Source organism: Dermabacter sp. p3-SID358 (assembly GCF_025147465.1).
GTDB lineage: Bacteria > Actinomycetota > Actinomycetes > Actinomycetales > Dermabacteraceae > Dermabacter.
Map to the genome: position 1 here is coordinate 1 of NZ_JALXOZ010000010.1, position 23,841 is coordinate 23,841.

Sequence of the window (23,841 nt, forward strand, 5' to 3'; positions counted from 1 at the left end):
TCCGGGCGCGCCAGTGACATAAGCCCTCTGCTACGGCGGAGGGCTTTTTCGTACCCTTCCGCCCGTTCCCAACTTTATACCCAACGTTTGCGGTGGTATTCGGGCCTATACCCCCGCAAATGTTGGGGTTAGTTTCCTAGGCCGGGAGAAAGGGCGGCCCGGACGCGACCGAACCGAGAAGAGGGCGGCCGAACCGAGAAGAGGGCGACCGAACCGAGAAGAGGGCGACCGAACCGAGAAGAGGGCGGCCGAACCGAGAAGAGGGCGGCCGAACCGAGAAGGGGGCGACCGAACCGAGAAGGGGCCGCGCGGGGGCGCCGGGTCCGACGGTTGCCCCGCATCCATGTGCCCTCAAAAAGAAGCGCCGCACTCCGCCCTACTGAGGCGAGAATGCGGCGCTTTCGTGCGGCTTCGACGATCGTGGAGTCCGGCGTCAGGACACGATCTTGCCGGGGTTGAGGTTCTTGCCCGGATCCTGCGTGCTGTAGAGGTCGCGCATCATCTTGACGCCAAGGGGGCCGGCTTCTTCCTCGATCCACGGCTGGTGCTCGGTACCAACGGCGTGATGATGCGAAAGCGTTCCGGCGTGCTTTTGAAACTCGCCCTGCACGGCGTGCTTAATCGCGGTGTACTGCTCGAGCATGACCTCGTTGCTCTCGTAGGGCACCGCGAAGGTGAAGTAGAGGCACGCCCCCTGGTGGTAGCTGTGGCTCATATGGCAGAAGAAGAATCCGGGGATGCCGAGCTCCTCGAGCTTCGCGTAGAACGTGTCGTACACCTTGGAGTGCATCTCGTTGATGCGCGCCCACGTGGTGCCGGTGTCGGAAACATCGCCGAACACATTGAGGCCGAGGAGGAAGTCTCGCAGGTAGGGTGTGTCGAACTTTTTCTGATCGTAGATCGCACCGGGGCCGGCACCGAGCGTGATACCGCCGGCCTTCTTGACGATCTTCTTGACCACGGCCTGCTCGCGGCTGATCTGGGCTTTCGATCCCTCGAAGCACACGTAGCTCATGCACATCTCGTTTTCGGTGTCCCAGCCCTTCTTGCGGAGGTACGCGAAGAGGCCATCCTGGATTTTACGGGTAATTTCGCCCTTCTTGTCTTGTGGCTCTTTGAGCATCGAGAGGCTAAACGCGGTTTCGGGTCCGTCGCTCAGGCGCGTAAACACGGGGTGCACTTCGCTGCGGGCAATCGCGTGCATGCCGCGGATGCCCGATTCCCAGTCGGGGAACATGTAGGCGATGACCACGCGGTTTTCGGCCATGCGATGCACGCGCACGGTGCATTCAGTGATGATGCCGAGGCGCCCCTCCGACCCGAGGATCATTTCGTGGATGCTCGAGCCGGAGTCTCGGCCGGGGATCGGCTTCGTTTCGACGATGCCGTCGGGGCGCACGACCTTGAGGCCACGCACGATGTCTTCGATGTCGCCGTAGCGATCCGACTGCATGCCGGTCGAGCGCGTGGCGGCCCATCCGCCGAGGGTCGAGTAGGTGAACGAGTCGGGGAAGTGGCCCATCGTCCAGCCGAGCTCGTTGAGCTGTTCTTCGAGGTCTGGCCCGTACACGCCTGCGTCAACACGAGCGAGGCCCGAGGTGTCGTCAATCGAGATGACCTCGCGCATGCGGCCGAGGTTGATCGTGATGATCGGGCGCTTTTCCTCAACGTTCGGGGTGACGGAACCGGAGATCGAGGAGCCGCCCCCGTAGGGAATCGCGACGAGGTCGTGCTCAACGATGTAAGCGAGGATCTTCTGAACCTCGTCGTCGTTCTTCGGGTAGATCACCGCGTCGACAATGCGGGCGAAGTCGCCGGTGCGCGCGCGGAAGAGGTCGATCACGGAGCGGCCGAACGAGTGAACAACGCGGTATTCGTCGTCATCGAGAAGGTTCTCCTCTCCGACGATTGCGGCGAGGGCGGCGCGATCATCGGCGCTGAGGCGGCTCTCGGGCACCTCATAATCGCTCAGCTGCGGCTCCGGTGCCGGCGTGAGCTTTTCGAGGTCCATGCCGATTTTCGACTTGGCGAAGCCCGGGAAGACGGGCTTGTTGTCCCAGCGGAAGGTGATGTCGTCGAGACCCCACCCCCACCATTTGTGGCGCTTGACCTCGCGGGCCGAAATCGGGCTGTTCATGACGGTTACTCCTCGGATGGTTGGGTTCCCATGATGGCTTGGTAATTCTCGGTCTTGAGGGTTCCGACGGCTGCCTGAATCCTCGCGTTGAAGCTCAGCGCGCTTTCGCCTTCCTCTGCGCGAAGGGGTGCGCCGAAAACAACGCCGACGGGAGGTCTGCCCGGTTTGGGCCAGCTTCGACCTTTGGGCATCGCTTCGTGCGCGCCGATGAGCGCGGCGGGAATGACGGGCACGTTCTCGGTAATCGCGAGGGAGGCTGAACCAGGTTTGAATTCGGCCATTTTCCCGGTTTTCGAGCGTGTGCCTTCGGGGAAGACGAGCACGGGAATGCCCGCGGTGAGAAGCGCTCGCGTGATACCCGAATGCTTGCGGGAGCCGTCGCGGTCGATCGGGAAGGCGTTAAAGAGGGAACGCACGAAGATTCGGCGGTACCAAATATCGAAAAAGTATTCACGGGCAACGCCCGTGGAGAGGTACTTGCCCTGCGCGAATGGAAGGCCCTGGGCGAGCATGGGGGCATCGAGGTGGCTCGAGTGGTTGGCAACGAGGAGAAACGCGCCGCGCACCTTCTTCACCTCGGGGTTGACGATAATTTTCTGCGTGACTGCGCTTTTCACGACGCCCTTGAAGCCGACTCGCACGAGGAGCGCACGGACGTACGCGCGCCATGTCGAACGGTAGAGGGCCGGGTCGTGATACCTACTCACTTGGTCCCCTTCGCGGAGTGCTTCGGCAGGGGTTTTTCGCTGTCGCGACGCTTCGTGAACCACGCGGCGATCGAGTGCATCGCATTGCGCGGGGCGATACGAGCGAGGAACGCGAGCACCTTGAAGCGCTTCGAAGGGACGGAAATGAGCTTGCCACGCGCGACGTCGCGAAGGCATTCCTGCACGAGGCGCTCGGGTGAAAGCCAAAGGAAGTCGGGGATCGAGGATCCGGAAATACCAGCGCGTTCGTGGAACTCGGTGCGTACCCAGCCTGGCTGGAGCGAGGTCACGTGGACGCCGCTTCCCGCGAGGCGCACCGCGAGCGCTTCGGTGTAGGTGTTACCCCACGACTTGATCGCCGAGTAGTTGTTCTGTGGAAGATACCCGGAGACCGAGTTGACGTTGATGATCCAGCCTTGACCTCGACGTGCCATCGCGCGGCCCGCAGCGTTGGATAGGTGGAGCACGGCTTTGATCATGACCTGAATTCCCGAATCATGAAGCGAGAGGTCTTCGCCAAGAATGTCGCTGCGCACGCTAAAGCCCGCGTTATTCACGAGGATGTCGATCGCGGGGCGCTCGGTGCTCTCTTCGGAAAGTCGCGCTTCTACTCGCTCACGATCGGCCTCGATTTCAAGATCGCACACCATTTCTTCAACATCGATGCCGTAGCGGGTGCGGATCTCCTGTGCGAAACGCGAAAGGCGATCGGCGTTGCGGGCGACCAGCACGAGGTCGACACGCCGCTCGGCGAATTCGCGCGCGAAAGCGGCCCCGATACCAGAGGTGCCGCCGGTGATGAGGGCCCTATGCATGGCCTCTACGATACACTAGGCCTGCGCCTCTCTGAGCGCGCCCCAATGCTTACACCAGTGCTTGATCGCGAGGATTCATCCGCATGTCTGTGCCCTCTACCAGCGCAAATACCAAGTATCGCGAAGTTTTGCTCACGGGGGCAACGGGCTTTTTGGGCCAAGCTGTTCTCCAGGCATTCCTCGAGCATTTCCCCGAGGTTCGCGTGACGGCTGTTGTGCGCCCCAAGGGGACGCTCTCGGGCAAAAAACGCCTCGCGACTCTTCTTAAGAAGCCCGTGTTCGCCTCGTGGATCGAGCGCTCAAGTGAGGACGAGGTCCGCACTGCATTCGAAGAACGTGCCGATGTCATCGAGGGCGACCTCACAAATCTTCCTCCCCTCGAGCGAACTTTCGATGTGGTCGTGCACTCGGCGAGCTCGGTGAGTTTCGATCCTCCGATCAACGAAGCCTTCGCAACAAACGTTGGTGGCGCTAAGAACCTTTATGAGGCACTCCTCGAATCGAACAGCACCCTCCCCGGCGGGCAGAACCCGCACGTGATTCACGTATCGACCTCGTACGTCAGTGGTCTCGCGAAGGGCCTGTGCCGCGAGGGACGCCTCACGCACAGCGCGAACTGGCGCGACGAGTACGACGCCGCGCTTGCCGCGGCACGTGAGGTCGATGCCATGTCGCGCACGCCCGAGCAGATTAAGAAGAACCTGCGCCTTGCAGAGCTTAAGAGCGGCAAGATGGGCCCGAAGGTGATCGCCTCGGTCGCTGAAGAGGCCCGCCGCGCGTGGGTTCGCTCGCGGCTCCAGGATTACGGCCTCCAGCGCGCGAACTCGCTCGGCTGGACCGACATCTACACGTTCACGAAGGCCATGGCTGAGCGAGTCGGCGAGGAAATGTGGGCTGATTCCGGCCACCGCCTGAGCTTCGTGCGGCCCGCCATCATCGAATCCGCGGTTACGCACCCATTCCCCGGTTGGATCGACGGCTACAAGGTCGCCGATCCGCTCATCATGACCTACGGAAAAGGCCGCCTTTCAGAGTTCCCGGGCCTTCCCGATTCGATCCTTGACATCATCCCCGTCGACCACATCGTCGGCGTGATTCTCGCGCTCGCAACCCAGAATGTTGATCGCACGGGCGACGACGCCTACTACCAGGTCGCCTCGGGCAACTCGAACCCGCTGCCGCTCCACGAAATGGTGAGCATCGTTCACGACTATTTCGTCGAGAACCCCCTCACGGACGACAAGGGCAAGCCGATCGAGGTTCCCCTGTGGACCTTCCCCTCGGTTGACTTGGTTGAGGCGAAGTTCTGGGCCACGAATAAAGCAGTCAAGGCGGCGGAGGTTGCCGTCGGACGCCTTCCCGGCACGCCCACCACCCGCGCTTGGGCCGGAAAGCTTCACAAGAACTCCGCAGCGCTCGACACCCTCAAGAAATTCATGGGGCTGTACAAGGCATATACGAAGACCGAAATGGTTTTCGACGACGCGAACACGCGCGCACTTCGCGCATCGCTCCCGAAGGAGTTCCTCGAGAAGTACGACTTCGACATAACGGCTCTCGACTGGCGCTCCTACTTCCACGATCACCACCTGCCGGCCGTCACCGAGCTCACGAGCGCTTACACGCGCCAGAAGGCCGCACGCAAGGCGCGCACGGAGCGCAAGTCGAGCGAGCTTAAGACCTCGAGCGATACCCTCGCGGTATTCGATCTCGACGGCACCGTGATCGCGCAAAACATCGTGCAGCAGTACCTCGCGATCGTGAAGGAAACGCGCTCGAGGACCGACGGCGCGAAAGAGGTCGTAAAGCTCGCCGGTGCGCTCCCCCAGTATCTGCGTAACGAGCAGCACTCACGTTCGGAGTTCATCCGCTCGGTTATGCGCCGCTACCGCGGTTTCGACACCGCGGAGCTCACGCAAGTCCTCGCGGGAGAGCTCGGCGAGAACGTTCGCCGCCAGATCAAGGCTGAGGCGCTCGAACGCCTCGAAGAGCATCGGGCTGCGGGCCACCGCACGATCCTCATCACGGGTGCGCTCGACATCCTCGTGGAGCCACTCGCCGACCTCTTTGACGAAGTCGTCGCGACCCACATGCACGAAAAGGATGGCGTGCTCACCGGCTACCTCGCCACTCCCCCGGTTGTCGGCGAAGCTCGCGCGAACTGGCTGCGCAAGTACGCGCAAAGCAATGGTTTCAATCTTGAAAACTCGTACGGGTACGGCGATTCGCATGCCGACGCCGCCTGGCTCTCGGTGCTCGGACATCCCACGGCGATCTCTCCCGACCTCGGGCTTTACGCAGAAGCGAAGAAGAACCACTGGCCAATTCTCGAGTGGAAATAGCCGCCATTTTCCACTAACTCACCTGCGAGGGCGTAGGCTAGGGACACGGCGCACTGCGCGCTCAAGCTTCCCTGACCCCTTATCCCTAAAGGAGACGTCCCGTGGACGACCTCGCAAATAAGCTCAATATTCCGCCTGCGCCAGCCATGGCCAAGGCCGTCGAAGATGGCATGTATGCCAAGGCCACGATGCCGGCGTGGAAGATTTTCTGGCTGGGCCTCACCGGTGGCGCCTACATTGCCTTCGGCTTCATCATGTTCGTGACTACGCAGCAGGGCGCGCCGGGAGAGTGGCCGCTCGGCATTACGAAGATGATCGGCGGCGCGCTCTTCGCGACCGGCCTCATCATGGTCATTAACTCGGGCTCGGATCTGTTCACAGGCACGACCCTCAACGTTATGCCCTTCCTTTCGAAGCGCATCACGGCCGGTCAGCTGTTCCGCCACTGGGGCCTTTCCTACGTCGCAAACTTCGTCGGTTCGGTGACCATCGCGATTCTCGTGTTCCTCGCGAACACTCCGGCCACCAACAAGAGCGCGTGGGGCCTCGTCGTCCTCAACGTCACGAAGGGCAAGCTCTCGCTCGACTGGGGCAACGCGTTCGTTCTTGGCATTCTCTGTAACTTCCTCGTGTGCATGGCCGTGTGGCTCACGTTCGCTGGTCGCTCGTTCTTCGACAAGGCTCTCGCGATCGTCGTGCCGCTCGTGATCTTCGTGTCGACCGGCTTCGAGCACTCGGTCGCAAACATGTTCATGCTCCCCATGGGCTGGCTCATCAAGACCTTCGGCGCAGATGCCTTCTGGGCCGGTGAAGCCGTCACGAAGGCCGGCGTAAGCGCCGCCGACTTCGACATGATCAGCTGGGACAAGATCCTCCTCGGCAACATCCTTCCCGTGACCCTCGGCAACATCATCGGTGGCGCCCTGTGCGTCGGATGCTACTTCTGGGTCGCCTACCGCAAGGACGCTATCAAGGCTGAGCGCGAGGCGGCTGTCGCCGCTAAGTAACGGCTCTCGGTTCACTTTTCAACGCACAAAGCCCGGCTCCCTCAAACGAGGGGCCGGGCTTTCGCCTACGCTCAGCCGCGGTGAATCAGCCGGTGTTCTTCATGCCCGCAGCAACGCCGTTGATGGTCGTGAGCAGGGCACGCTTTTCCGCATCCGTGACCTCAATGCCCTTCGCTTGCGCTTCGCGCACACGCTGCAGCATGGCGACCTGCATGTAGCTGATCGGGTCGAGGTAACGATCGCGCACCTCGAGCGTCCGCTTAAGCACGGGAGCGTTATCGAGAAGATCCAGCACGCCCGTGAGACGCTCGACCTCGGCGACCGTGAGCTCGTACTCTTCGCGGATCGTCTCGAACAGGTGCCACAGACGGGTGGGGACGAGGGAGTGCACGTAGTGGGACGCAATCCCCATATCCGTCTTCGCGAGGGTCATCTCCACGTTTGAAATGACCGTGCGGAAAAAGTGCCAGTTCTCGTACATCTCCTTGAGGTCGCCCTCATAGCCAGCTTCGCGTGCGGCCTTAAGACCCGATCCAGCGCCAAACCACCCGGGAACGATCTGGCGGGACTGGGTCCAGCCGAACACCCACGGAATCGCGCGCAGGCCATCGAGGCCCTTCTCGCTCGTCGTCCTCTTCGAGGGCCGAGAACCGATCTTGAGGTCGCCGAGCTGCTCTACGGGTGTGGACGCCACGAAGTACTCGGGCAGGTCGGGATCGTCAATGAGGGTGCGATAGCGCGCGAAGGAGGCGTCGGAAAGGCTTTCCATGACGGTGCCGAAACGTTCCAGATCCTCCGGGCTCGTGCGAGGCTTCTGGTGAAGCGCCGAGCCCTGCATGACCGCCGCGAGCGAGAGGTCGAGGTTTTCGCGCGCGAGCACAGGAAGCATGTATTTATCGGAGATGACCTCACCCTGCTCGGTGAACTTGATTTCACCTTCGAGAACACCGTAAGGCTGGGCTAAGATCGCGTCGTACGTGGGGCCGCCTCCGCGTCCGACGCTTCCCCCGCGGCCGTGGAACAGGCGAAGGGTCACGTTGTGCTTGGCGGCAACGTCGCGAAGGCGTCGCTGAGCCTGGTGGATCTCCCACTGGCTCGTGATGACACCCGACTCCTTGTTCGAATCGGAATAGCCGAGCATGATTTCGTGGCGGTCGCCGCGAAGGCGCACGATCTCGCGGTAGCTCGGATCGCTCAGAAGCTCGTCGAGGATTTCGCCGGCGTGGCGAAGCTCTTCGACGGTTTCGAGGAGGGGGCTGAAGCCGATGTCGGCGCGGCGATCATTACCCGAAAGGTCCACGAGTCCGGCTTCGCGCGCAAGGAGTGCGACGGCGAGGATGTCGTCAGCACCGCGAGTCATCGAGACGATATAGGTCTGGATCACGTCTGGGCCGTAGGTGCGGTGCGCCGTGCGGATTTCGCGGAACACGTTGAAGGTGTTCTGGATGGTGGGATCGAGTGGCGACTCCTCGCCGAGAAGCTGCGCGCTTGCGAGGGGGCGCTTCGACGCCAGCTCAGAGGAAAGCACTTTTGTGCGTTCTTCGCGCGTGAGATCCCCGTACGCCTTGTCGAGCTCGCCCACGCGATCGAACATCTCCGCAAGCAGGTCGTGGTGCTTTTCCGCGTGCTCACGCACATCCATAATCGCGAGGTTGAGCCCGCTGCCCGCGAGAACAGACTGCACAATCGCAACTGAGCCATCGGCCATAAGATCGCCCCGATGGGTTCGGAGTGATTCACGCAGTTCTTCGAAGTCGTTCTGGAGCTCGGCGCCCGTGAGGTAATCCACCCCGGGTTTGTGCGCATCGCCGTTGTGGATACGCTCGCGCGTCGCCGCAAGCTTCGCACGCATCGAAAAGAGTTTGAGTCGATAGGGCTCGTGGGCGAAAAGCTCGAACTGCTCGGCGGGCACGAACGCGAGGGTCTCCTGATCCTTCTCGAGGCTCTGCGTGAGCTTTTGATCCTCGCCAATCAAGGTCGAGCTCATCGAAAGCTCGAGCGTGAGCGTTTCGAGGAAAGCCTCAGCGATGTCGATCGCCGCGTCAGCCTGGAGTTTGAGCACCTCGCGCGTCACGTCGGCCGTCACGTAGGGGTTGCCGTCACGGTCACCGCCGATCCACGAGCCAAAGCGAAGCGGCACCTTCCGCACGGGCAGATCGGCACCGTAGTCGCGAAGCTCGTGGCGGAGCGCGTCAAGAACTTCGGGGAGCGTGTGGAGGTAGAGGGAGCGCAAGTAGAAGATTGCGTTGCGCGCCTCATCCTGCGGGGTTGGTTGTGTGCGCCGCAGCTCGTCCGTTTGCCACAGTGCCTCAATCGTTTCCGCGAGGTCACGGTCTTGCTTCTTGCGAGCACGCGTGCCTTCCTCGGTGTCCGTCTCGAGGAGAGTCGAGACCCGTCGCAGTTTCGTAAGAACCGCGCGGCGCGAAGCTTCCGTGGGGTGAGCCGTGAACACGAGGCGCACATCGAGCTCATCGACGGTGCGTTGGAGCTCCTCAACCCCGGCCTCCTCCGCGATCGACTTCACCGTGCGGGGAATCCACGATTCATTCTCGTTCTGCCCCTGAAGGGCACGAACTCGATACGTTTGCTCCGCTGCATTTGCGAGCAAGAAGTATTGAGTGAATGCGCGCGTGAGCTCAGTTGCCTGCTCAATCGGCAGCTCGGCGAGGCGACGCTGCACGCGCATGGTGTCTTCTGTCGACTTCGATTGCTTTGACTGCTTCGCGAGCTGGCGAACTTCCTCAACAAGATCGAGGAGTTCTGGGCCGTGCTGGTCGGCGAGCGTTTCACCAAGGAGCGTGGAGAGCCTACGCACCGTCGCACGCAAAGGCGCGTCGATTAGCGGGTCATCACCCACGACCGGGAATTCAGCGGTCAGGGTGGGCAGATTGCGAAGACTATCGTCGTGTTGTTCGCGCACCTGAAACCTCTCGTCTGGAAGCGGTGGCACCCGTGGCGAACCGAAAACACCAGTGCGGCGCTCACGGCCCCCATCAGCGCCGAATGAGCCGGGGCCAGTCTACTCCCATATGCATTCCTCCTGCTGAGCAATGGGCCTCGTGGAACAGGTGCGCACGCACTACCCGCCCACGGCGGGGGCACACACCGTCAGAGTGGTTTCGGCCTCTCAGTCGGAGTGGATGCTGAAACTCCCTTGCGCCATAGCCAGGTTGCTCCAGTTTGATGGCTCCCTGTTGATTGTCCATAGTCAGGGGATCGCCGCACCAAAAGCGAAGGGGGCGCAGGCCGCTACGCGTTCAAGGAATTCGGCGGATGCGGATTTAGCGTCGGGCCCTTTCGCTCCTTAATGAGAAAGAGCCCCGTGCAGCGTCCTGTTTTTGCGTGGACTCATCCGGCCTAGTCTGAATCTGGCTGGCTGTCTAAGCTGAACCCGATTCGTCTGAATTGGCGGAAACTCTCAGACTTTCCGACGATAGCCCGCCCAACTCGATCCCGGCATCTCAGCAGGTTCTCGAGCGCGAGATGACCGGTGGAAAAGCACGCGAGTCACGCGTGCAAGTGCCCCTGAGGTGGCCTCTGTGTTTCCGACGCTGGGTACCGCGGCGGCAGATTACAACCAAACCCCGACCCTTACGGCATTCTTCAGGCTGCCGCTGACGCGTGCGATAAACAGCATCGCCCCCCGTTCGCACATGGGCAAGCGGGGGGGCGATTCCTGGGTGCGGAGACGAGAGGATTTGAACCTCCGAGGCGGCTCAACACCGCCTACTCCCTTAGCAGGGGAGCGCATTCGGCCGCTCTGCCACGTCTCCTTGCGCACAAGGTGCTGAGTAAGCCTACCGAACTTCCCCGGGTGGCTCAAATCTTCCGCGGAGGTTTCACATTGCGCGGGGTTCCTCTCTCACGGTACGACGCAAATGCCCCTACCTTCGAGCTTGACGACTTTAATCTCCATCTCGAGTTCGTCGCTCTTGACTGTGGCCGTGCCCCCTGCTCCTCGACCGCGAATAGAGCCCCGTCTAGGGCCTGGCGCATAGCCTCTGCCTAGTTCAGCTTTACAGCAGGAATGCTGTGACTCGCAGCCGTCGTGCCGAAGGCCGAAAGGAAGCATCGTAGGCGGGCGAGATTCACGGTCGCACCTTCGTTGCGGAGATTGAGGTGGAGGGGCAAGGATCCTTGGGTGCGCCTTCCACTTCACGGTGCGTGCGAATGGCGTCAAACTAGAATGTGTCAAAGTTGGCTTACCATCAGGCGAAGATCCCCATTGTCGAGCCTCACGAGCAAAATGCCCATCGACTCACCATCAGAGAAGAACTCGCCCGTGCCATCGCCCCGATCACGAACCGTCACATGCTCGGGACCGGCTTGAGCGAGGGCTTCTTCCGCCCCCTTGCGGGCTTCAGGTGAGCTCTCGACGCTTTTCTTGAAGGAGTCCACGCAGCGCCCTTTCACTTCGGGTGCGTCAAGTCGAACAGCCTTCCCTTTTTCCCCCACAATAAGCATGCCGCACACCCCTTCGTAGTCTCCGTCGAGGGCTCGCCGCACCATCTCTCCGGGGAGCGTCTGGCCGCGCTTTAGCTCATCTGCGGTAAAGGGGGCGGTGTCGAGTTTCGCCTGTGCACTCTCGGAGAAGCCTCCAAGCGCATCAATGCCTTGACTATCACTACCGCCGGATTGCGTTGGCGACTCGCCGCCTCCGGAGTCGCTCGTGCCGGGATCGCTTTCGCTGGCATTGCCACTCGAGTTCGAGGAGCCTTCTTCCTTGGAATCAGAAGGATCCGTGGTCTGCTCAGAGGTTGGTTCGTTCTTCTTGGCCTCTACGGTCGCACCGCAGCCTGCCAGGCCGAAGGCCAGGGTGCCAATTGCGATACTGAGGGAGACCGAGCGGGTCTTGCGGGTAAGAGCAAACATCGTCAACCTTTCATTTGGGTTGAGGCGCTTAGCCTCGTCATTCTCGATCTCAAACGGGTCCTGCTTCGAGAGCCGACGCCTCCCGCAGCAAAGAGAAACGAGCTAGAAACTATCGACCATGAGGCGAAGGCTGCCGTCGTCAAGCCGTGCAAGCTTCGTTCCGTTCGACGTGCCATCGCGTTCGAAGGTGGCTGTGCCGTCGCCATTATCGAGAAGCTTGAAGTGCTTCGGATCAGAGCTTTCTTTCACCTGCTCCGGCGTCATGCTCTTTATCGCTGAGGAATCTACGCCGTTTTGAAACTCAGCTGCACACCTATCCCTGAACTCAGGCACATCGAATCGCACGAGAGTGCCATCCTTACTCATCAGCACCATGTCGCAGGCTCCGGCAGCGTCCCCCGCCGCCAGCTTGGTCATCATTTCCTGCGGAAGCTGCAGACCACGTTGCAGCTCCTCTTGCGTGAGGGGCGTAGGGTCAAGTTTCGCCTTGGCATTCTCGGGGATGTTCTGGAACGGATCGAGGTTCCCGGCGTCAGCACCGCCCGGTTCCTCGCCTACTCCTGGAGAAGTGTCGCTTCCGGGCAAATCACTGCTTCCCGGAGATGCCGGGGCCTGATTCTGGCTGGACGTGGTGGTCCCGGGGCTGCTCGACGAAGCCGAGGGCGACGACTCATCCGCGCCTTTTGCCCCTTCGCTCTCTTTCACGGCACCGCACGACGCGGCACTTGCGGCAAGTGCGCCCGCCGCGATCGCGACAGTGAACGTATGGACAATGCGTTTGGTGGTTTTCACGTCGTACTCCTTTGAAGAATTTTGGGACCTAAGATAGCCAGATCAGTTTTGCGCAGCCTCGAGGCGAACTCCGCCATTTTTAATCTTGACCACGTTAAGTCCGCTCGGTTGACCCTGCATCGACAAGGCAAAGGTGCCGTCTCCGTTGTCTGAAACGTCGAACATGGACGGGGAGAACAAAGTTTTCGCCTGCTCCTCTGAAATTCCCTTATTCTCTCTACTTTCGGCTTGGCCCTGACCAAACATTGCCGCTGTGCTCTGGGCACACTGTTCGCGAAGCTCGGGTGAGTTATCGACGCGGACGCGCTGACCATCGGGGCTCTTGTACACAACTACGTCGCAGGCTTTCGAAAAATCTCCTTTAGTCACGATTCCCACCATGAGGTCGGCCATGAGTTGCTTGCCTTCCTCTTTCTCGGCATCGGTGAGCGGCGTAGGATCAAGCTCGACAGGTTCGCCTCGAACACTTGGGAACCCTCCCTTCGAACCCGCTGGCTTCGGCGCAGGCGCGGCGCCGCGACCTCTATCGCTTGCCCGACTGGCGGTCGAGCTATCGTCACTCGGAGCCGTGGAGTCACCACCTGACGTCTCGTTAGGCGTTGCCGACGAAGCCTCTGATGCAGAGCTCTCGGAAGACGAAGTTTCAGAGGCGGTTTCCTTCTCCGATTCGTTGACGGCACCGCAACCGACGGCACCAAGGAGAAGGAGTCCCGCAGTCGCGGCAAAGGCAAACGAACGGGTCATGCGCGGTGTCATCGACATCAGGGTCCTCTCGTAAGACTGAGGCGTGGATCACGCCGGGATCCCGTGCGACTACGGTAACGATCGTTCCTGGCATCTTCCTCGATACCCACTCACAGATTCCGCGTGCTCCCCTGCGGAACAGGAGAAGGTGGCTACCTGCCTATCAAGGCAGAGAACTTTAAAAGCGAGGGTGGCTCGGTAGAAAAATCTTCCGAGCCACCCATTTTTACGGAAAGCTACCGCAGCGTTGACTCCTCAGCCGAAGCGATATCGACGTCTCTCATATCCAAAAGTGGGCCCACGCCCTCCACTTTGACGAGGGCAAGGCCAAGGTCTCTACCCTGGAACAATACGCTGGCCGTACCGTTGCCATTCGCTTGAACCTCGAGATTCTCGGCGGTGAAAAGTTCCTGCGCCATTTGTGTCTCATCGTTGGTGAGGTCCTGGTCAATGCCGAAACTGTAGTTCTGGTCGGCGCACCGTTGGCGGGCTCTATCGCCATCCAATCGTTCGTAATCGCTGCCGTTTCTGACCACCACATACGGGCAGATATTCTCAAGCTTCTGGTCGAACCCGTGGGCGAGGAAATCGGCTGCCACTTGCGCGCCCTGCCGCCGTTCTTCGTACGTGAAGGGAGTTTTGTCAAGATTGACAACCGTGTTAGGGACTTCCTTGCTCTCCTCCGAAAAGAGCTCCGCCTCCTTGGCCTCACTTATGGCGCCACACCCCACGAGAGCTGAAGCAGCAACACCGGCGGCAGCGAAGATGCAGAACAAACGAGAAATGCGCGCCGACTTAAGCATTTGGGGCCTTTCAATAGAGCAACCGAGAAATACGCGAGGAGGGCTCGGCCAGATCAGTCTACCGAACCCTCCCCCTGTCGTTGCTCGCAGCCCCTTCAGTGAATAAAAGGCAGCCGAAGCTTCAAGCGATCACCCCTGCGAGAAGTCAAGGAGCGGGCCAGCATCCTTGACCTTAATGACCTTCAGACGCATGTTTTTCCCCTGGAAAAACACTCCGGCCGTACCATCGTCATTCGGGCGAATCTCGAGATTTTCAGGAGTGAGCTGCTCCTTCATCATCTTCGCTTCTTCCTCAGAAGGGCCATCGGCACCAAACATCGCGTTCATCTTTCCGCACTCCTTGAGTGCCGCATCCGTGTCCAAGCGCTCGTACTTGTCGCCACGCTTTTGCACAGTATTAGCGCAGACATCCTCGAACTTCCCATCGGCATACGCGGCGTAGAACTGGGATGCTACCTCTGCACCCTTCTTCATGTCCTCATCCGTGAACGAGCTTGGATCAAGTTCAACGGGAGTGCCCACAGCGGCGAAGAATTCACCGCTTTCGTTCGAACCACTTCCGGAATCTGAACCCGAATCTGAGGATGAATCCGAGCTTTCACTCGAGGAGGAGTCTGAGCCTTCGTTTGACGAAGAGTCTTCCTCATTTGGAGCTGCACTCGTGGTTTCGTCCTTGGCGGCGGAGTTGTCGTTCTTTGACTCATTGGCGGCGCCACAGCTCGCCAGGCCGAAGGCGAGCACGCCAGCGGCGGCGATGGTCGATAGCGAACGCGATTTGCGAACAAAAGTGGACATGGTCAACCTTTCGTATCGGCTAAGGCGCGGAGCCTCGCTGGTTTTCCCTCTTCCGGCGAGGTACGCCACGGAAGAGCGGACCCTGACACGCTAGCGAGTCATTCTGAAATATTTCTTCAGCTTTCCATAACCCAGTTATTTTTCCACGTCTGAAACGAGACCGTTTCGCACAAAATCTACGTGCTTCGGGGTTCCCACGCGATACTTCACGGCAGTCAGAATGCCATAAGCGTTAATGACGAAGCTCGAACGAATCACGCCCATCTTTTTCACGCCGTACATATTCTTTTCGCCCCATGCACCATAAGCCTCCATTAAGGCGTGGCGCTCATCCGAAGCCATGGCGAAAGGGAGCCTCTCCTTTTCCACAAACTCTTCGACTTTTTCAACGGGGTCCGGGGAAATGCCGAGAATTCGTGCACCGCGAGCAGTGAGCTCCTCGGCGTGATCGCGAAGGTCGCGCGCCTGGCGTGTACACAACGAGGTTCCCGCCGCGGGGTAGAACCAAATAAGGCACTCTCGCCCGCCAGATCGGCGAGGGTGATGCGGCCTCCGCCCGCGAGGGGGAGGTCAAAGTCAGGGGCCTTGTCACCCGGTGCAAGCTTGACGTTCATGGCACTCTCCTTCGTGCGGGACTCGACTCTTCGATCGTACGTGCGAGCGCAGTAAGAAACGAAAAAGCCCCGAACCCAGCGCGCCTTATGCGCACCGGAAACGGGGCGGGGCGCACGGCATGCGTGCACCTCCAGCGGAGAGTAAGGGATTTGAACCCTTGGTGCAGGGTTGCTGCACAGCGGTTTTCAAGACCGCCACATTCGGCCGCTCTGTCAACTCTCCTTGCGCCACGTGAGCGAGGCGCCCGTACATCCTACCCTCTTGATTCAGGGTCGTGAAAATACGCCGCATCATCCACGAAGCGGAAGCTGCGCGGTGGTTATCCTGCACTCTTACGAGGCGGCGAGGAAGCGCAGCACAATTTCCGCACCGTGGTCCTCGATACCGAGAGTCTCGGCATCGGCATACGACTTCACGCGCTCGCTCGCTTGGCCCATCGCGACACCGACCGCGGCCCAGTCGAGCATTTCAACATCGTTCGAACCATCGCCAACGGTCACGGTGTGCTCCGGATCCACGCCCAGGCGTTTCCGCAATGATTCGAGAGCGCTCGCTTTCGTCGTTCCTGGTGCCGACATATCAAGCCAACTCGACCATCCCACGGCGTATTCGCAGCCACTCACGCCAGCTCTTTCAACGATGCGCGCAAACTCGTCGAGCGGAATGTCGGGCGCGGTCACGACGACACGTACCGCTTCCGTCGCCTCGAAAAGCTCGTCTATGCTCGCCGGTTCTGCCTGGATCCCAAAGTCGAGATCGTCGAAGCTTTCGGTGCCTATAAAGCCGCCACTCACACGCTCAATCGCGAAGCGCGCCGTGGGCACGGCCTGGTACATCGCACGTAGCGCGGGCTCGGGGTCAAAAGTCACGGTCTCGACGATTTCGTAGGCGGCGTCGGACTCCCCCGTGATCCTCGTGGTGACTGCGCCGTTCGCGCTCACCGACCAACCGTCGGAAACCCCCGCGAGACGCACAATCGGGAGGGTTGTATTCAGCGACCGCCCGGTCGCGATGACGACGTGGTGGCCGGCTTCGCGCACCGCGTGAAGCGCACTGTGCACGCGCGGATCCATAACGCCCGCGTGGTCCACGAGCGTGCCGTCGACATCGAGCCCTACAAGGACCCGATGTCCCGAAAGTGGCTTGAGAAGAGAGCGAAGGTGCTCCTCGTCAAAACCTCTGGTGCTGCGTGTCGGGCTCATTTCACCTCGAACACTTCGCGCCCACCGAGGTACGGTCGAAGCCCTTCGGGCACGACGACGCTGCCGTCTTCCCGCTGGTGATTCTCGAGGAGGGCGACGATAAAGCGGGTCGTGCCAAGCGTGCCGTTGAGAGTCGCGACCGGGCGAAGCGCACCATCGACGCGCTCACGGATGTTGAGACGGCGCGCCTGAAACTGCGTGCAGTTCGAGGTCGAGGTGAGCTCACGGTAAGTATTTTGGCTCGGCACCCACGCTTCACAGTCGAACTTCCGGGCGGCGGAGGTACCGAGGTCGCCGGCGGCGGTGTCGATCACGCGGTAGGGAACGTCAATGAGATCCATCATCTCGCGCTCCATGTCGAGCAGGCGCTCGTGCTCCTCGTAAGACTCCTCGAGCTTGCAATACGAGAACATCTCGACCTTGTGGAACTGGTGCACGCGGATGATACCGCGCGTGTCCTTGCCGTAACTACCGGCCTCGCGGCGGTAGCACGCGCTCCAACCCGCGTAACGGATGGGGCCGTTATCGAGGTTGAGCACCTCATCGCGGTGATAGCCCGCGAGCGCAACCTCGCTCGTGCCCACGAGGTAAAGGTCGTCGTCTTTATCGAGGTGGTAAACCTCGTCGGCGTGTTCGCCCAAAAAGCCCGTGCCGTCCATCGTTTCAGGAAGAACGAGCGTGGGCGTGATGACGGGGGTGAAGCCTGCGCGAGTCGCTTTTTCAAGGGCGGCATTGAGAATCGCGAGCTCGAGCTGCGCACCCACGCCCGTAAGGAAGTAGAAGCGCGAGCCGGAGACCTTCGCTCCGCGCTGCATGTCGATCGCCTTGAGTTTTTCGGCGATGTCGAGGTGGTCGCGCACCTCGAAGTCGAAACGTGGAATTTCACCGTGGGTTTCGCGCACCTCAAAATCTTCCTCAAAACCCTCGGGGGCCCCTTCGGCGATGTTGGGGATGGCGCGCAGGGCTTTTTCCCGCGCTTCTTCGGCTTCGCTTGCGCGTTGCTCGAGGTCCTTGACCTTCTGGCTCAGCTCCTTTGCCTCGACGACGAGCTTCTGTTTTTCCTCGCCCTTGGCTTCGGCGACCTTCTTGCCGAAGGTCTTCTGCTCGGCGCGCAGCGATTCGAACGACTGCGTGGCTTCTCGCCAGGTCTGGTCGGCTTCGAGCACGGCATCAACGGTTTGAGGATCGCGGCGGCGGGCTTTTTGAGCCTCACGCACGCGGTCAGGATTCTCACGGAGCAGTCGCAGATCGATCATGTTTTCAAGCCTACAGTGCCACACCGCCCCGTATGCTTGAGCCGTGGAAAAACTACGCGTTGGGGTCGTCGTCAACCCGTCAAAGCTCAAGGACATGGCCGTTTTTCGCGGACGAGTCGTAAGCCATGTACTTGAGGTCGACTCGGATGCGCAAGTGTCGTTTTACGAGACGAGCGTGGAGGATCCGGGCTTCGGGCAGGCTCAGCAGGCGGCGTCCGACGGTTGCTCGATAGTGTTTGCGGCGGGCGGCGACGGCACGGTGCGTCTCGTCGCGGCGGGGCTTGCCCATTCTGGCGTGGAGCTCGGCATTATCCCGATGGGCACGGGCAACCTTTTTGCACGCAACCTTGACATCCCGCTCGATAATCTTCGCGGCGCGATCAGGGTCGCGCTCACGGGAAAGGGCCACAAGGCCGATCTTGGGTACTTGAAGCACGGCGAAAGCCTCGACGACGCTCGCGAAGCGAAGGAAGAACCCTTCCTCGTGATCGCTGGTTTCGGCTTCGACGCCGTAATCATGGAGAACACGAACTCGAAACTCAAGAAAGCCGTCGGTTGGCTTGCTTATGTGGTGGCGGGGGCAAAGAAGATCGTGGGCCGCGGGCAGAGCGTGGAGCTTGAGCTCGATGGCCGCGCCGCGCAGTCACTCAAGGCCCGCACCGTCATGATCGGCAACGTGGGGCGCCTGCCCGGCGGGATCACGCTCATGCCGGGCGCGGATCGCTCCAATGGCTCCCTCGAGATTCTCGCGCTCGATTGGAAGGGCGCGGCAGGCTTTTCACAGATCCTCGGGCAGCTCGTGCTCCCGGGGGCCCCGAAATCTCTCGCGAAAATCTCCAACCACCGCACATTCCAGGCTCGCGAGGCGATCGTGAGCACCTCGAAGGCGCTCCCCGTGCAGGTCGATGGCGATTACCTCGGCGATGCCACGCACCTCGTCACCCGCGTCGATGCGGGCGCCCTCACCATTCGATCCGCACGCTGAGAAACGCTAGTCCCGAGCGATAAGGGCCTCAAGGCGCGAGACAAACGCGCGCGCTTCCTCGTACGCGGTATCGGCGTTGTGGTCAACCACGTAGGGCACGGAACCGTCGGCCCTGCCGTACGAGCCGAGGAACACGATGCGCGAGCAAATGCGGTGGAGGCCGCGCAGCGCGGAGGCCACGCGGCGATCCTCGATGTGCCCCTCGAGGTCGAGGGAGAAGGAGTAGCGGCCGAGTGCGTCGCCGATGGGGCGTGATTCGATGCGGGAAAGGTTGACGCCGTTCGAGCTGAGCACCTCAAGCATTTCGAGAAGCGAGCCCGAGCGGTCGTGAGCGAGGTGCGCGACGATCGTCGTTTTATCGGAGCCCGTGCGCGCGGGGATGAGGCCGTCGCGCTCGACGAGCACGAAGCGGGTCTCGGCGCCCTTCGTGTCTTCGATTCCGCTCGCGAGCACGTGCAGGCCGAAGTGTTCGGCGGCGAGAGGCGAGCAGATCGCGGCAGCGGAGTGGGCGCGAGGATCGTTCTCATCGAGCTCGGCGATCTCGCGAGCCGCCGCTGCAGTTGAGAGTGCGGGCTGAGGGGAGGCACCAGGGAGGTTTTCGCGCACGAATGCCTGGCACTGGGCCTGCGCGTGCGGGTGAGAGTACACGGCTTCGAGGTCCTCGAGGCTCGAGGGGACTCGCGTCGCGAGCACGAACGTGATGGGGACGATCTGTTCGGCGACGATCGTGATGCCACCGGTCGCGGCGAGCACGTCGAGCGTGCCCGATACGCCGCCCTCGACAGAGTTTTCGATCGGCGCCATCATCGCGTCCACGTCGCCCGCAACGAGGTCGCCGATCGCTTCGGCAACGCTGCGGTAGGGCACGAGCGTTTGTTCGCCATCGTCGGGCCTCACGGGCAGCGGACCCATGAGTGCCTGAAGGAGCGCCTGATGAGTGAAGGTCGTCTCGGGGCCGAGGAATCCATATCGCATGTCCCTAAGAGTACGGGCATGCGAGAAATCGCTACGCTTGAGTCCATGCACGACTCGTCTCATGCGCGCGAACGCCTCGTGGGCGCGGCCCTCACCGCCGCATGCTTCGCGCTCCTCGCCGCGCTCGTCCTCGGCCCGTCACTCCATTGGGGCGGGATGCGCAAGGACGCGACTCCGCCCGCGAGCCGCGTGCACACGGTCTACGTCACGAGCGGGTTGACCTGGTCAGACATCACCAAGGACGACACCCCAGCCCTGTGGTGCTTTGCCGAGAATTCTGGAACGGCGGGGCTCTCGCTTTCAAGCGAATCGGTCATGCCCACTAAGCGGCAGGGCCTCGAAACCCTCGCCACGGGAACGCGCACTCCGGCACTCGCAAGTAAGAGTGCGTCGGGGACGGACAGCAAGGCGGGTGGGAAGGAGTTTTCCGACGCCAGCTCCGCCCTCGGTGAGGCAGGGATTTCACTCGTCGATCTCGGCGATGTCCAAACCGGCGATGACGTAACCCGCACCGAACACGAACGCAGCGTGCGGGCAATCGATGCCGCATTCGCGGAGCACGCAGGCGATTGCGGGGAGCGCAACATCGCACTCGCGAGCGTCGGTTCCCTGAACCCCTCCCCCGGGCGCGCGTTTGAGGTCGAGCACACGCGTGGCTACGACGCCCTGCCCACGCCACTCAACCTGCAGGTGTATATCGATTCTCGCTGGGGGCCGGCGTTCCTTACGAGCCCTTCGACGCGCCAAGTTGGCGTCGTCATGAATCTCGACCTCGCGGCGAGCTTCGTAGGCAAAGACCAGATCGGCATCGGCCGGGCAGCCGTCGGAACCCAAGCCGAGCGAGGCGCCCAACTCGCGCATGCGCGCGAGCTGACGTTCGCGTCCCGTGAGACCGAAGACTCGCTTGCTCCCATGCTCGGGGTGATCATCGCTGTGCTCCTCGCCTCGGGTCTCCTCGCACGTCGTTTCTCTGCAGCGCGACACGTCGCAAACGTTGCTCTCCTCGCGATTCCCGTGGGGTACACCTCAAGCATCCTCCCTCTCGGCTTCCTCGTGGATCTCGCCATTCACCCGCTTTTCGCGATTGCGGCCTGGACGCTGCTTGGAACGGCGATCGTCGGCGCGGGGCTGACGTGGGGCGTAAAGCTTCTCGGCTCCGCCCTTCCCGAGCAGAATCGCCGGCTCCTTACCCCTGCCCTCGCGGCACTCATGACCGCGGCCGCAATCTTGCTCGACGCCGCGCTCGGCTCCCACGCGAGCTTCACATCGCTTCTTGGCAACCAGCCGATCTACGGCGGGCGCTTCTACGGTCTCAGCAACCACATCACGGGTATCACGCTTGCGGCGTGGGCACTCGGCGCGGGCATGCTTATGCACGCACTTCCCATCTTTTCGACCGGCCGTCGGCCCGGACTCGCACGGGTCGTGTTCGTCGGGGGCTCGGGTGCGATCGTGGGGCTCTGCTCGATCGCGCCGAGCATGGGTGCCGACGCCGGCAGTGCCCTCATTTATGCCCCCGTGACCCTCGTGGCCTGCCTCGTCCTGAGCGGTATCCGGCTCCGCCCGTGGCACGTTCTTGCGGCTTTGATCTCGGGTCTCGGTGTATTCGCCCTTGCCGGGGTTTTCGACTACATGCGTCCCGCGTCGTCGCGTACGCACCTCGGCGAATTTATGGCGATGCTCGTCGAGAAGGGCTCGCTTACGGGTGCGCTCTCGCAATTCTGGGTGGTATTTGCCGATCGCACGTCGCGCATGTTCGAGCCGCTCATGCTCTATTCGCCGCTCCTCACGATCCCGCCCCTGGTGGGTGCTTTCGCTCTCACGTACTTCGCGGTGCGCAAGGGCCGCCTCGCGAGGGAGCTCCCCTATCTGTATCGACTGCGTCTCGCAGCGATCGCGGGGGCATGGATCGGGGCGCTCACGAACGACACGGGCCTGGTGCTCGTGGGTCTCGCCTACGTGGTGGGTCTCGCGCTCAGCCTCGCCGCCCGCGCGGCGCTTACTGCTCGTTCTGTTCGGACTGGCTCTCAGCGGTAGGCTCGGTAGCCGAGTTTTCGGGGGCCTTCACCTGCGCGTTTTTCTCGACCGAGGGAATCGCGTAATGCGTGACAGGACGTTCCTCGACAAACTCGGGCACCTCGGGGCGCTCGCCCGTGAGAGTGCGCACCTCACCTTCCTCGCTGAGGGGGTCGTTCGGTGAAAGAGAGCGACGCTTCGAAAGCGCGCGCATGACGTCTTTCAGTTGGTTTGCGCGATGGAGCTGCGATCGCAGATCTTTTCCGGTCACCCGGTGGCTCATCTCGACCGGAATCTCCTTAACCCAGAACCCTTTGTGGAGCGCATCGATCGTGAGGCCCGTTTCCACGCCCCATCCGGCAGCGAGAGGCTGCACGGAATCCCACGTCTCGCGCGTGATGCACCGCGTGCCACTGAGGGGTTGCAGGGTCTCAAATCCCGTGGCTTTCCGGATGCCATTTCGGGCCGTTTTTACAACGAGACCCATGCCAGCCGCTCCTTCTTGCGGTGGAAGGGTCGCGATCGCCATATCTACGCCCTCGTCCAGCACCGCCTCAACGAGAGGCTCTGCCCCGCGTGCGGACTCCTGCATATCGGCGTCGATAAAGAGGAGGGCCCGTGCCGGGTCCTTCAGGACATGCCCTTCGCGAGTGACCTGCGCGGCATGGGTCGTTTCTTCACGCATGTGCACAACCTTGGCACCCGTCGCCATCGCCGCGGCCTTGCCGCGATTGCTTCGGTGACGGACGACGATCGCGCCCGCACCCTTGGCAAGCGCCGCGGTTGCATCGGAGGAGCCATCGTCGACAACAACGACAATGTCGACGCCGCGGATCGCGAACGAGGCGGTCACCGTTTTTTCGATTCGTTCAGCCTCATCCTTCGCGGGGATCACGACCGCGACCCGCGTGGGCCGCTCACCCCCGTATGCCGCGGCGTCGACAGTGCTCATCGCAGGGTCACCTCTCGTGCGACGATTCCGCCGCGGGCGCGGCGCTCGAGAGCCGTAAGCGGTTCCTCGCTCGAGAGAGCCTCGTCGAAGCGCTTGAGGAACTCGGGAACTTCGTTCTCGACTCCCTCCACGCCGAAGCCCTTCGGCAAATCCCACACGGGAATCGTGAGGCCATCGGCACGGAACGACCCGACGTAGCGCGTGCCCTCACCGATGCCTGACTGACGTTTCGCGTGTAGGCGAGCAACCGCATCGATCACGCGGTCTTCGCTCTCGTCGAGAACCCAGCGCAAATGCTCCTTGGGGCCCGCATCGACCCAGTACGCGTGCGGCAATCCGCCCACGGCGGCCGTCGGCATAATCGCCTCGTTAGCCTGCTCGAGCCCCTGCTCGATCTGCTCGGTGCGCTCCGCTCCCGCGCCAAGCCAATACTCAAACGACTCGTGCACATCGACCGTGTAGCCCTCCTCAATCACGAGGAGGTCCTGGAGCCTCGGGGAATCCTCCGCAACCTTCACGGTGGTCACGGCTGTGCCAGGCTCCGAGTCGAGCGCCTGCTTGAGAGCCGCGCCAAGCCCGCGCGAGGTGTCGTTGCCGGGAACGCTCGCCTGCATGCCGAGCATCACTGTGCCGTTGTCGCGCTTAATCGCGGCCCAGTTCATGGGGAGAATCGTGGCAATCACGGCATCACCGCCGCCGAACTCGGGAGCGATCTTGGCGTCGAGAGTCGCCGACGGAATGAGCTGGCGCATCGCGACGAGATCGTGCTCGGCGATGAGGCCCTCGAACGGGCGGCGAACAAGAGTGGTGCTAGAAGTCATGGCCC

Annotated in this window: 19 protein-coding genes and 2 tRNA genes; 4 read left to right on the forward strand and 17 right to left on the reverse strand. The window is 61.8% G+C overall.

Going from position 1 to position 23,841, the window contains the following annotated elements:
* Positions 1-433 precede the first annotated feature (433 nt).
* From M3B90_RS05895 to M3B90_RS05905, 3 genes are read right to left on the reverse strand one after another with little or no spacing between them, the layout of a single operon-like run.
* On the reverse strand, positions 434-2,137 hold the full coding sequence (locus M3B90_RS05895) for an FAD-binding oxidoreductase (protein ID WP_259889072.1): 1,704 nt from the start codon (positions 2,135-2,137) through the stop codon (positions 434-436).
* A gap of 5 nt (positions 2,138-2,142) precedes the next feature.
* The gene (locus tag M3B90_RS05900) at positions 2,143-2,844 is read right to left on the reverse strand and encodes a lysophospholipid acyltransferase family protein (protein WP_259889073.1); all 702 of its coding nucleotides are present in this window, start codon (positions 2,842-2,844) and stop codon (positions 2,143-2,145) included.
* Positions 2,841-3,659 carry an SDR family oxidoreductase gene (locus M3B90_RS05905; RefSeq protein ID WP_259889074.1) on the reverse strand — a complete coding sequence of 273 codons (819 nt, stop codon included), beginning with the start codon at positions 3,657-3,659 and terminating at the stop codon, positions 2,841-2,843. Before M3B90_RS05905 ends, M3B90_RS05900 begins: the two co-directional genes overlap by 4 nt.
* 83 nt (positions 3,660-3,742) lie before the next feature.
* Here M3B90_RS05905 and M3B90_RS05910 point away from each other — a divergent pair, with 83 nt between their 5' ends.
* On the forward strand, positions 3,743-6,001 hold the full coding sequence (locus M3B90_RS05910; RefSeq protein WP_259889075.1) for an HAD-IB family hydrolase: 2,259 nt from the start codon (positions 3,743-3,745) through the stop codon (positions 5,999-6,001).
* Positions 6,002-6,102: 101 nt separating this feature from the next.
* Entirely contained in the window at positions 6,103-7,008 is a 906-nt protein-coding gene (locus M3B90_RS05915; protein ID WP_259889076.1) for a formate/nitrite transporter family protein, read from the forward strand.
* A gap of 85 nt (positions 7,009-7,093) precedes the next feature.
* Here M3B90_RS05915 and ppc read toward each other — a convergent pair whose 3' ends face one another.
* The 11 genes from ppc to serS all read right to left on the reverse strand — a co-directional run bounded on the left by ppc (position 7,094) and on the right by serS (position 18,087).
* A complete protein-coding gene (gene ppc / locus M3B90_RS05920) occupies positions 7,094-9,928 on the reverse strand; it encodes a phosphoenolpyruvate carboxylase (protein WP_259889077.1) in 2,835 nt (944 codons plus the stop codon).
* Positions 9,929-10,691: 763 nt separating this feature from the next.
* Positions 10,692-10,781 (reverse strand) — tRNA-Ser (locus M3B90_RS05925).
* 418 nt (positions 10,782-11,199) lie between these two features.
* Positions 11,200-11,880 (reverse strand): hypothetical protein, encoded by a 681-nt coding sequence (locus tag M3B90_RS05930; RefSeq protein ID WP_259889078.1) that lies wholly within the window; start codon positions 11,878-11,880, stop codon positions 11,200-11,202.
* Positions 11,881-11,982: 102 nt separating this feature from the next.
* On the reverse strand, positions 11,983-12,672 hold the full coding sequence (locus M3B90_RS05935; protein ID WP_259889079.1) for a hypothetical protein: 690 nt from the start codon (positions 12,670-12,672) through the stop codon (positions 11,983-11,985).
* Positions 12,673-12,714: 42 nt separating this feature from the next.
* The gene (locus M3B90_RS05940) at positions 12,715-13,434 is read right to left on the reverse strand and encodes a hypothetical protein (protein WP_259889080.1); all 720 of its coding nucleotides are present in this window, start codon (positions 13,432-13,434) and stop codon (positions 12,715-12,717) included.
* 218 nt (positions 13,435-13,652) lie between these two features.
* A complete protein-coding gene (locus tag M3B90_RS05945; RefSeq protein ID WP_259889082.1) occupies positions 13,653-14,219 on the reverse strand; it encodes a hypothetical protein in 567 nt (188 codons plus the stop codon).
* A 129-nt stretch (positions 14,220-14,348) separates the two neighbouring features.
* On the reverse strand, positions 14,349-15,014 hold the full coding sequence (locus M3B90_RS05950; RefSeq protein ID WP_259889083.1) for a hypothetical protein: 666 nt from the start codon (positions 15,012-15,014) through the stop codon (positions 14,349-14,351).
* A 135-nt stretch (positions 15,015-15,149) separates the two neighbouring features.
* The gene (locus M3B90_RS05955) at positions 15,150-15,494 is read right to left on the reverse strand and encodes a peroxiredoxin (RefSeq protein WP_259889084.1); all 345 of its coding nucleotides are present in this window, start codon (positions 15,492-15,494) and stop codon (positions 15,150-15,152) included.
* 269 nt (positions 15,495-15,763) lie between these two features.
* Positions 15,764-15,851, reverse strand: a tRNA-Ser gene (locus M3B90_RS05960).
* Between the two features lie 110 nt (positions 15,852-15,961).
* Complete coding sequence (locus M3B90_RS05965) at positions 15,962-16,831, reverse strand: HAD family hydrolase (RefSeq protein ID WP_259889085.1); 870 nt, start codon at positions 16,829-16,831, stop codon at positions 15,962-15,964.
* Positions 16,828-18,087, reverse strand: a complete 1,260-nt coding sequence (gene serS / locus M3B90_RS05970; protein WP_259889086.1) for a serine--tRNA ligase — start codon at positions 18,085-18,087, stop codon at positions 16,828-16,830. The genes M3B90_RS05965 and serS overlap by 4 nt, the downstream gene beginning before the upstream one ends.
* A 43-nt stretch (positions 18,088-18,130) precedes the next feature.
* On the opposite strand from serS, the gene M3B90_RS05975 reads away from it, so the two are divergent.
* Positions 18,131-19,072 (forward strand): diacylglycerol kinase family protein, encoded by a 942-nt coding sequence (locus tag M3B90_RS05975; RefSeq protein ID WP_259889087.1) that lies wholly within the window; start codon positions 18,131-18,133, stop codon positions 19,070-19,072.
* A gap of 6 nt (positions 19,073-19,078) precedes the next feature.
* Here the strand turns inward: M3B90_RS05975 and pheA are convergent, their stop codons facing one another.
* Positions 19,079-20,047, reverse strand: coding sequence for a prephenate dehydratase (gene pheA, locus M3B90_RS05980; protein WP_259889088.1), 969 nt, complete (start codon positions 20,045-20,047; stop codon positions 19,079-19,081).
* On the opposite strand from pheA, the gene M3B90_RS05985 reads away from it, so the two are divergent.
* Complete coding sequence (locus tag M3B90_RS05985; RefSeq protein WP_259889089.1) at positions 20,006-22,084, forward strand: hypothetical protein; 2,079 nt, start codon at positions 20,006-20,008, stop codon at positions 22,082-22,084. The genes pheA and M3B90_RS05985 overlap by 42 nt on opposite strands.
* Here the strand turns inward: M3B90_RS05985 and M3B90_RS05990 are convergent.
* Both M3B90_RS05990 and M3B90_RS05995 read right to left on the reverse strand, forming a co-directional pair.
* Complete coding sequence (locus M3B90_RS05990) at positions 22,047-23,015, reverse strand: glycosyltransferase (protein ID WP_259889090.1); 969 nt, start codon at positions 23,013-23,015, stop codon at positions 22,047-22,049. The genes M3B90_RS05985 and M3B90_RS05990 overlap by 38 nt on opposite strands.
* Positions 23,012-23,836, reverse strand: a complete 825-nt coding sequence (locus tag M3B90_RS05995) for a DUF5926 family protein (protein ID WP_259889092.1) — start codon at positions 23,834-23,836, stop codon at positions 23,012-23,014. The genes M3B90_RS05990 and M3B90_RS05995 overlap by 4 nt, the downstream gene beginning before the upstream one ends.
* Between the last annotated feature and the right edge of the window lie 5 nt (positions 23,837-23,841).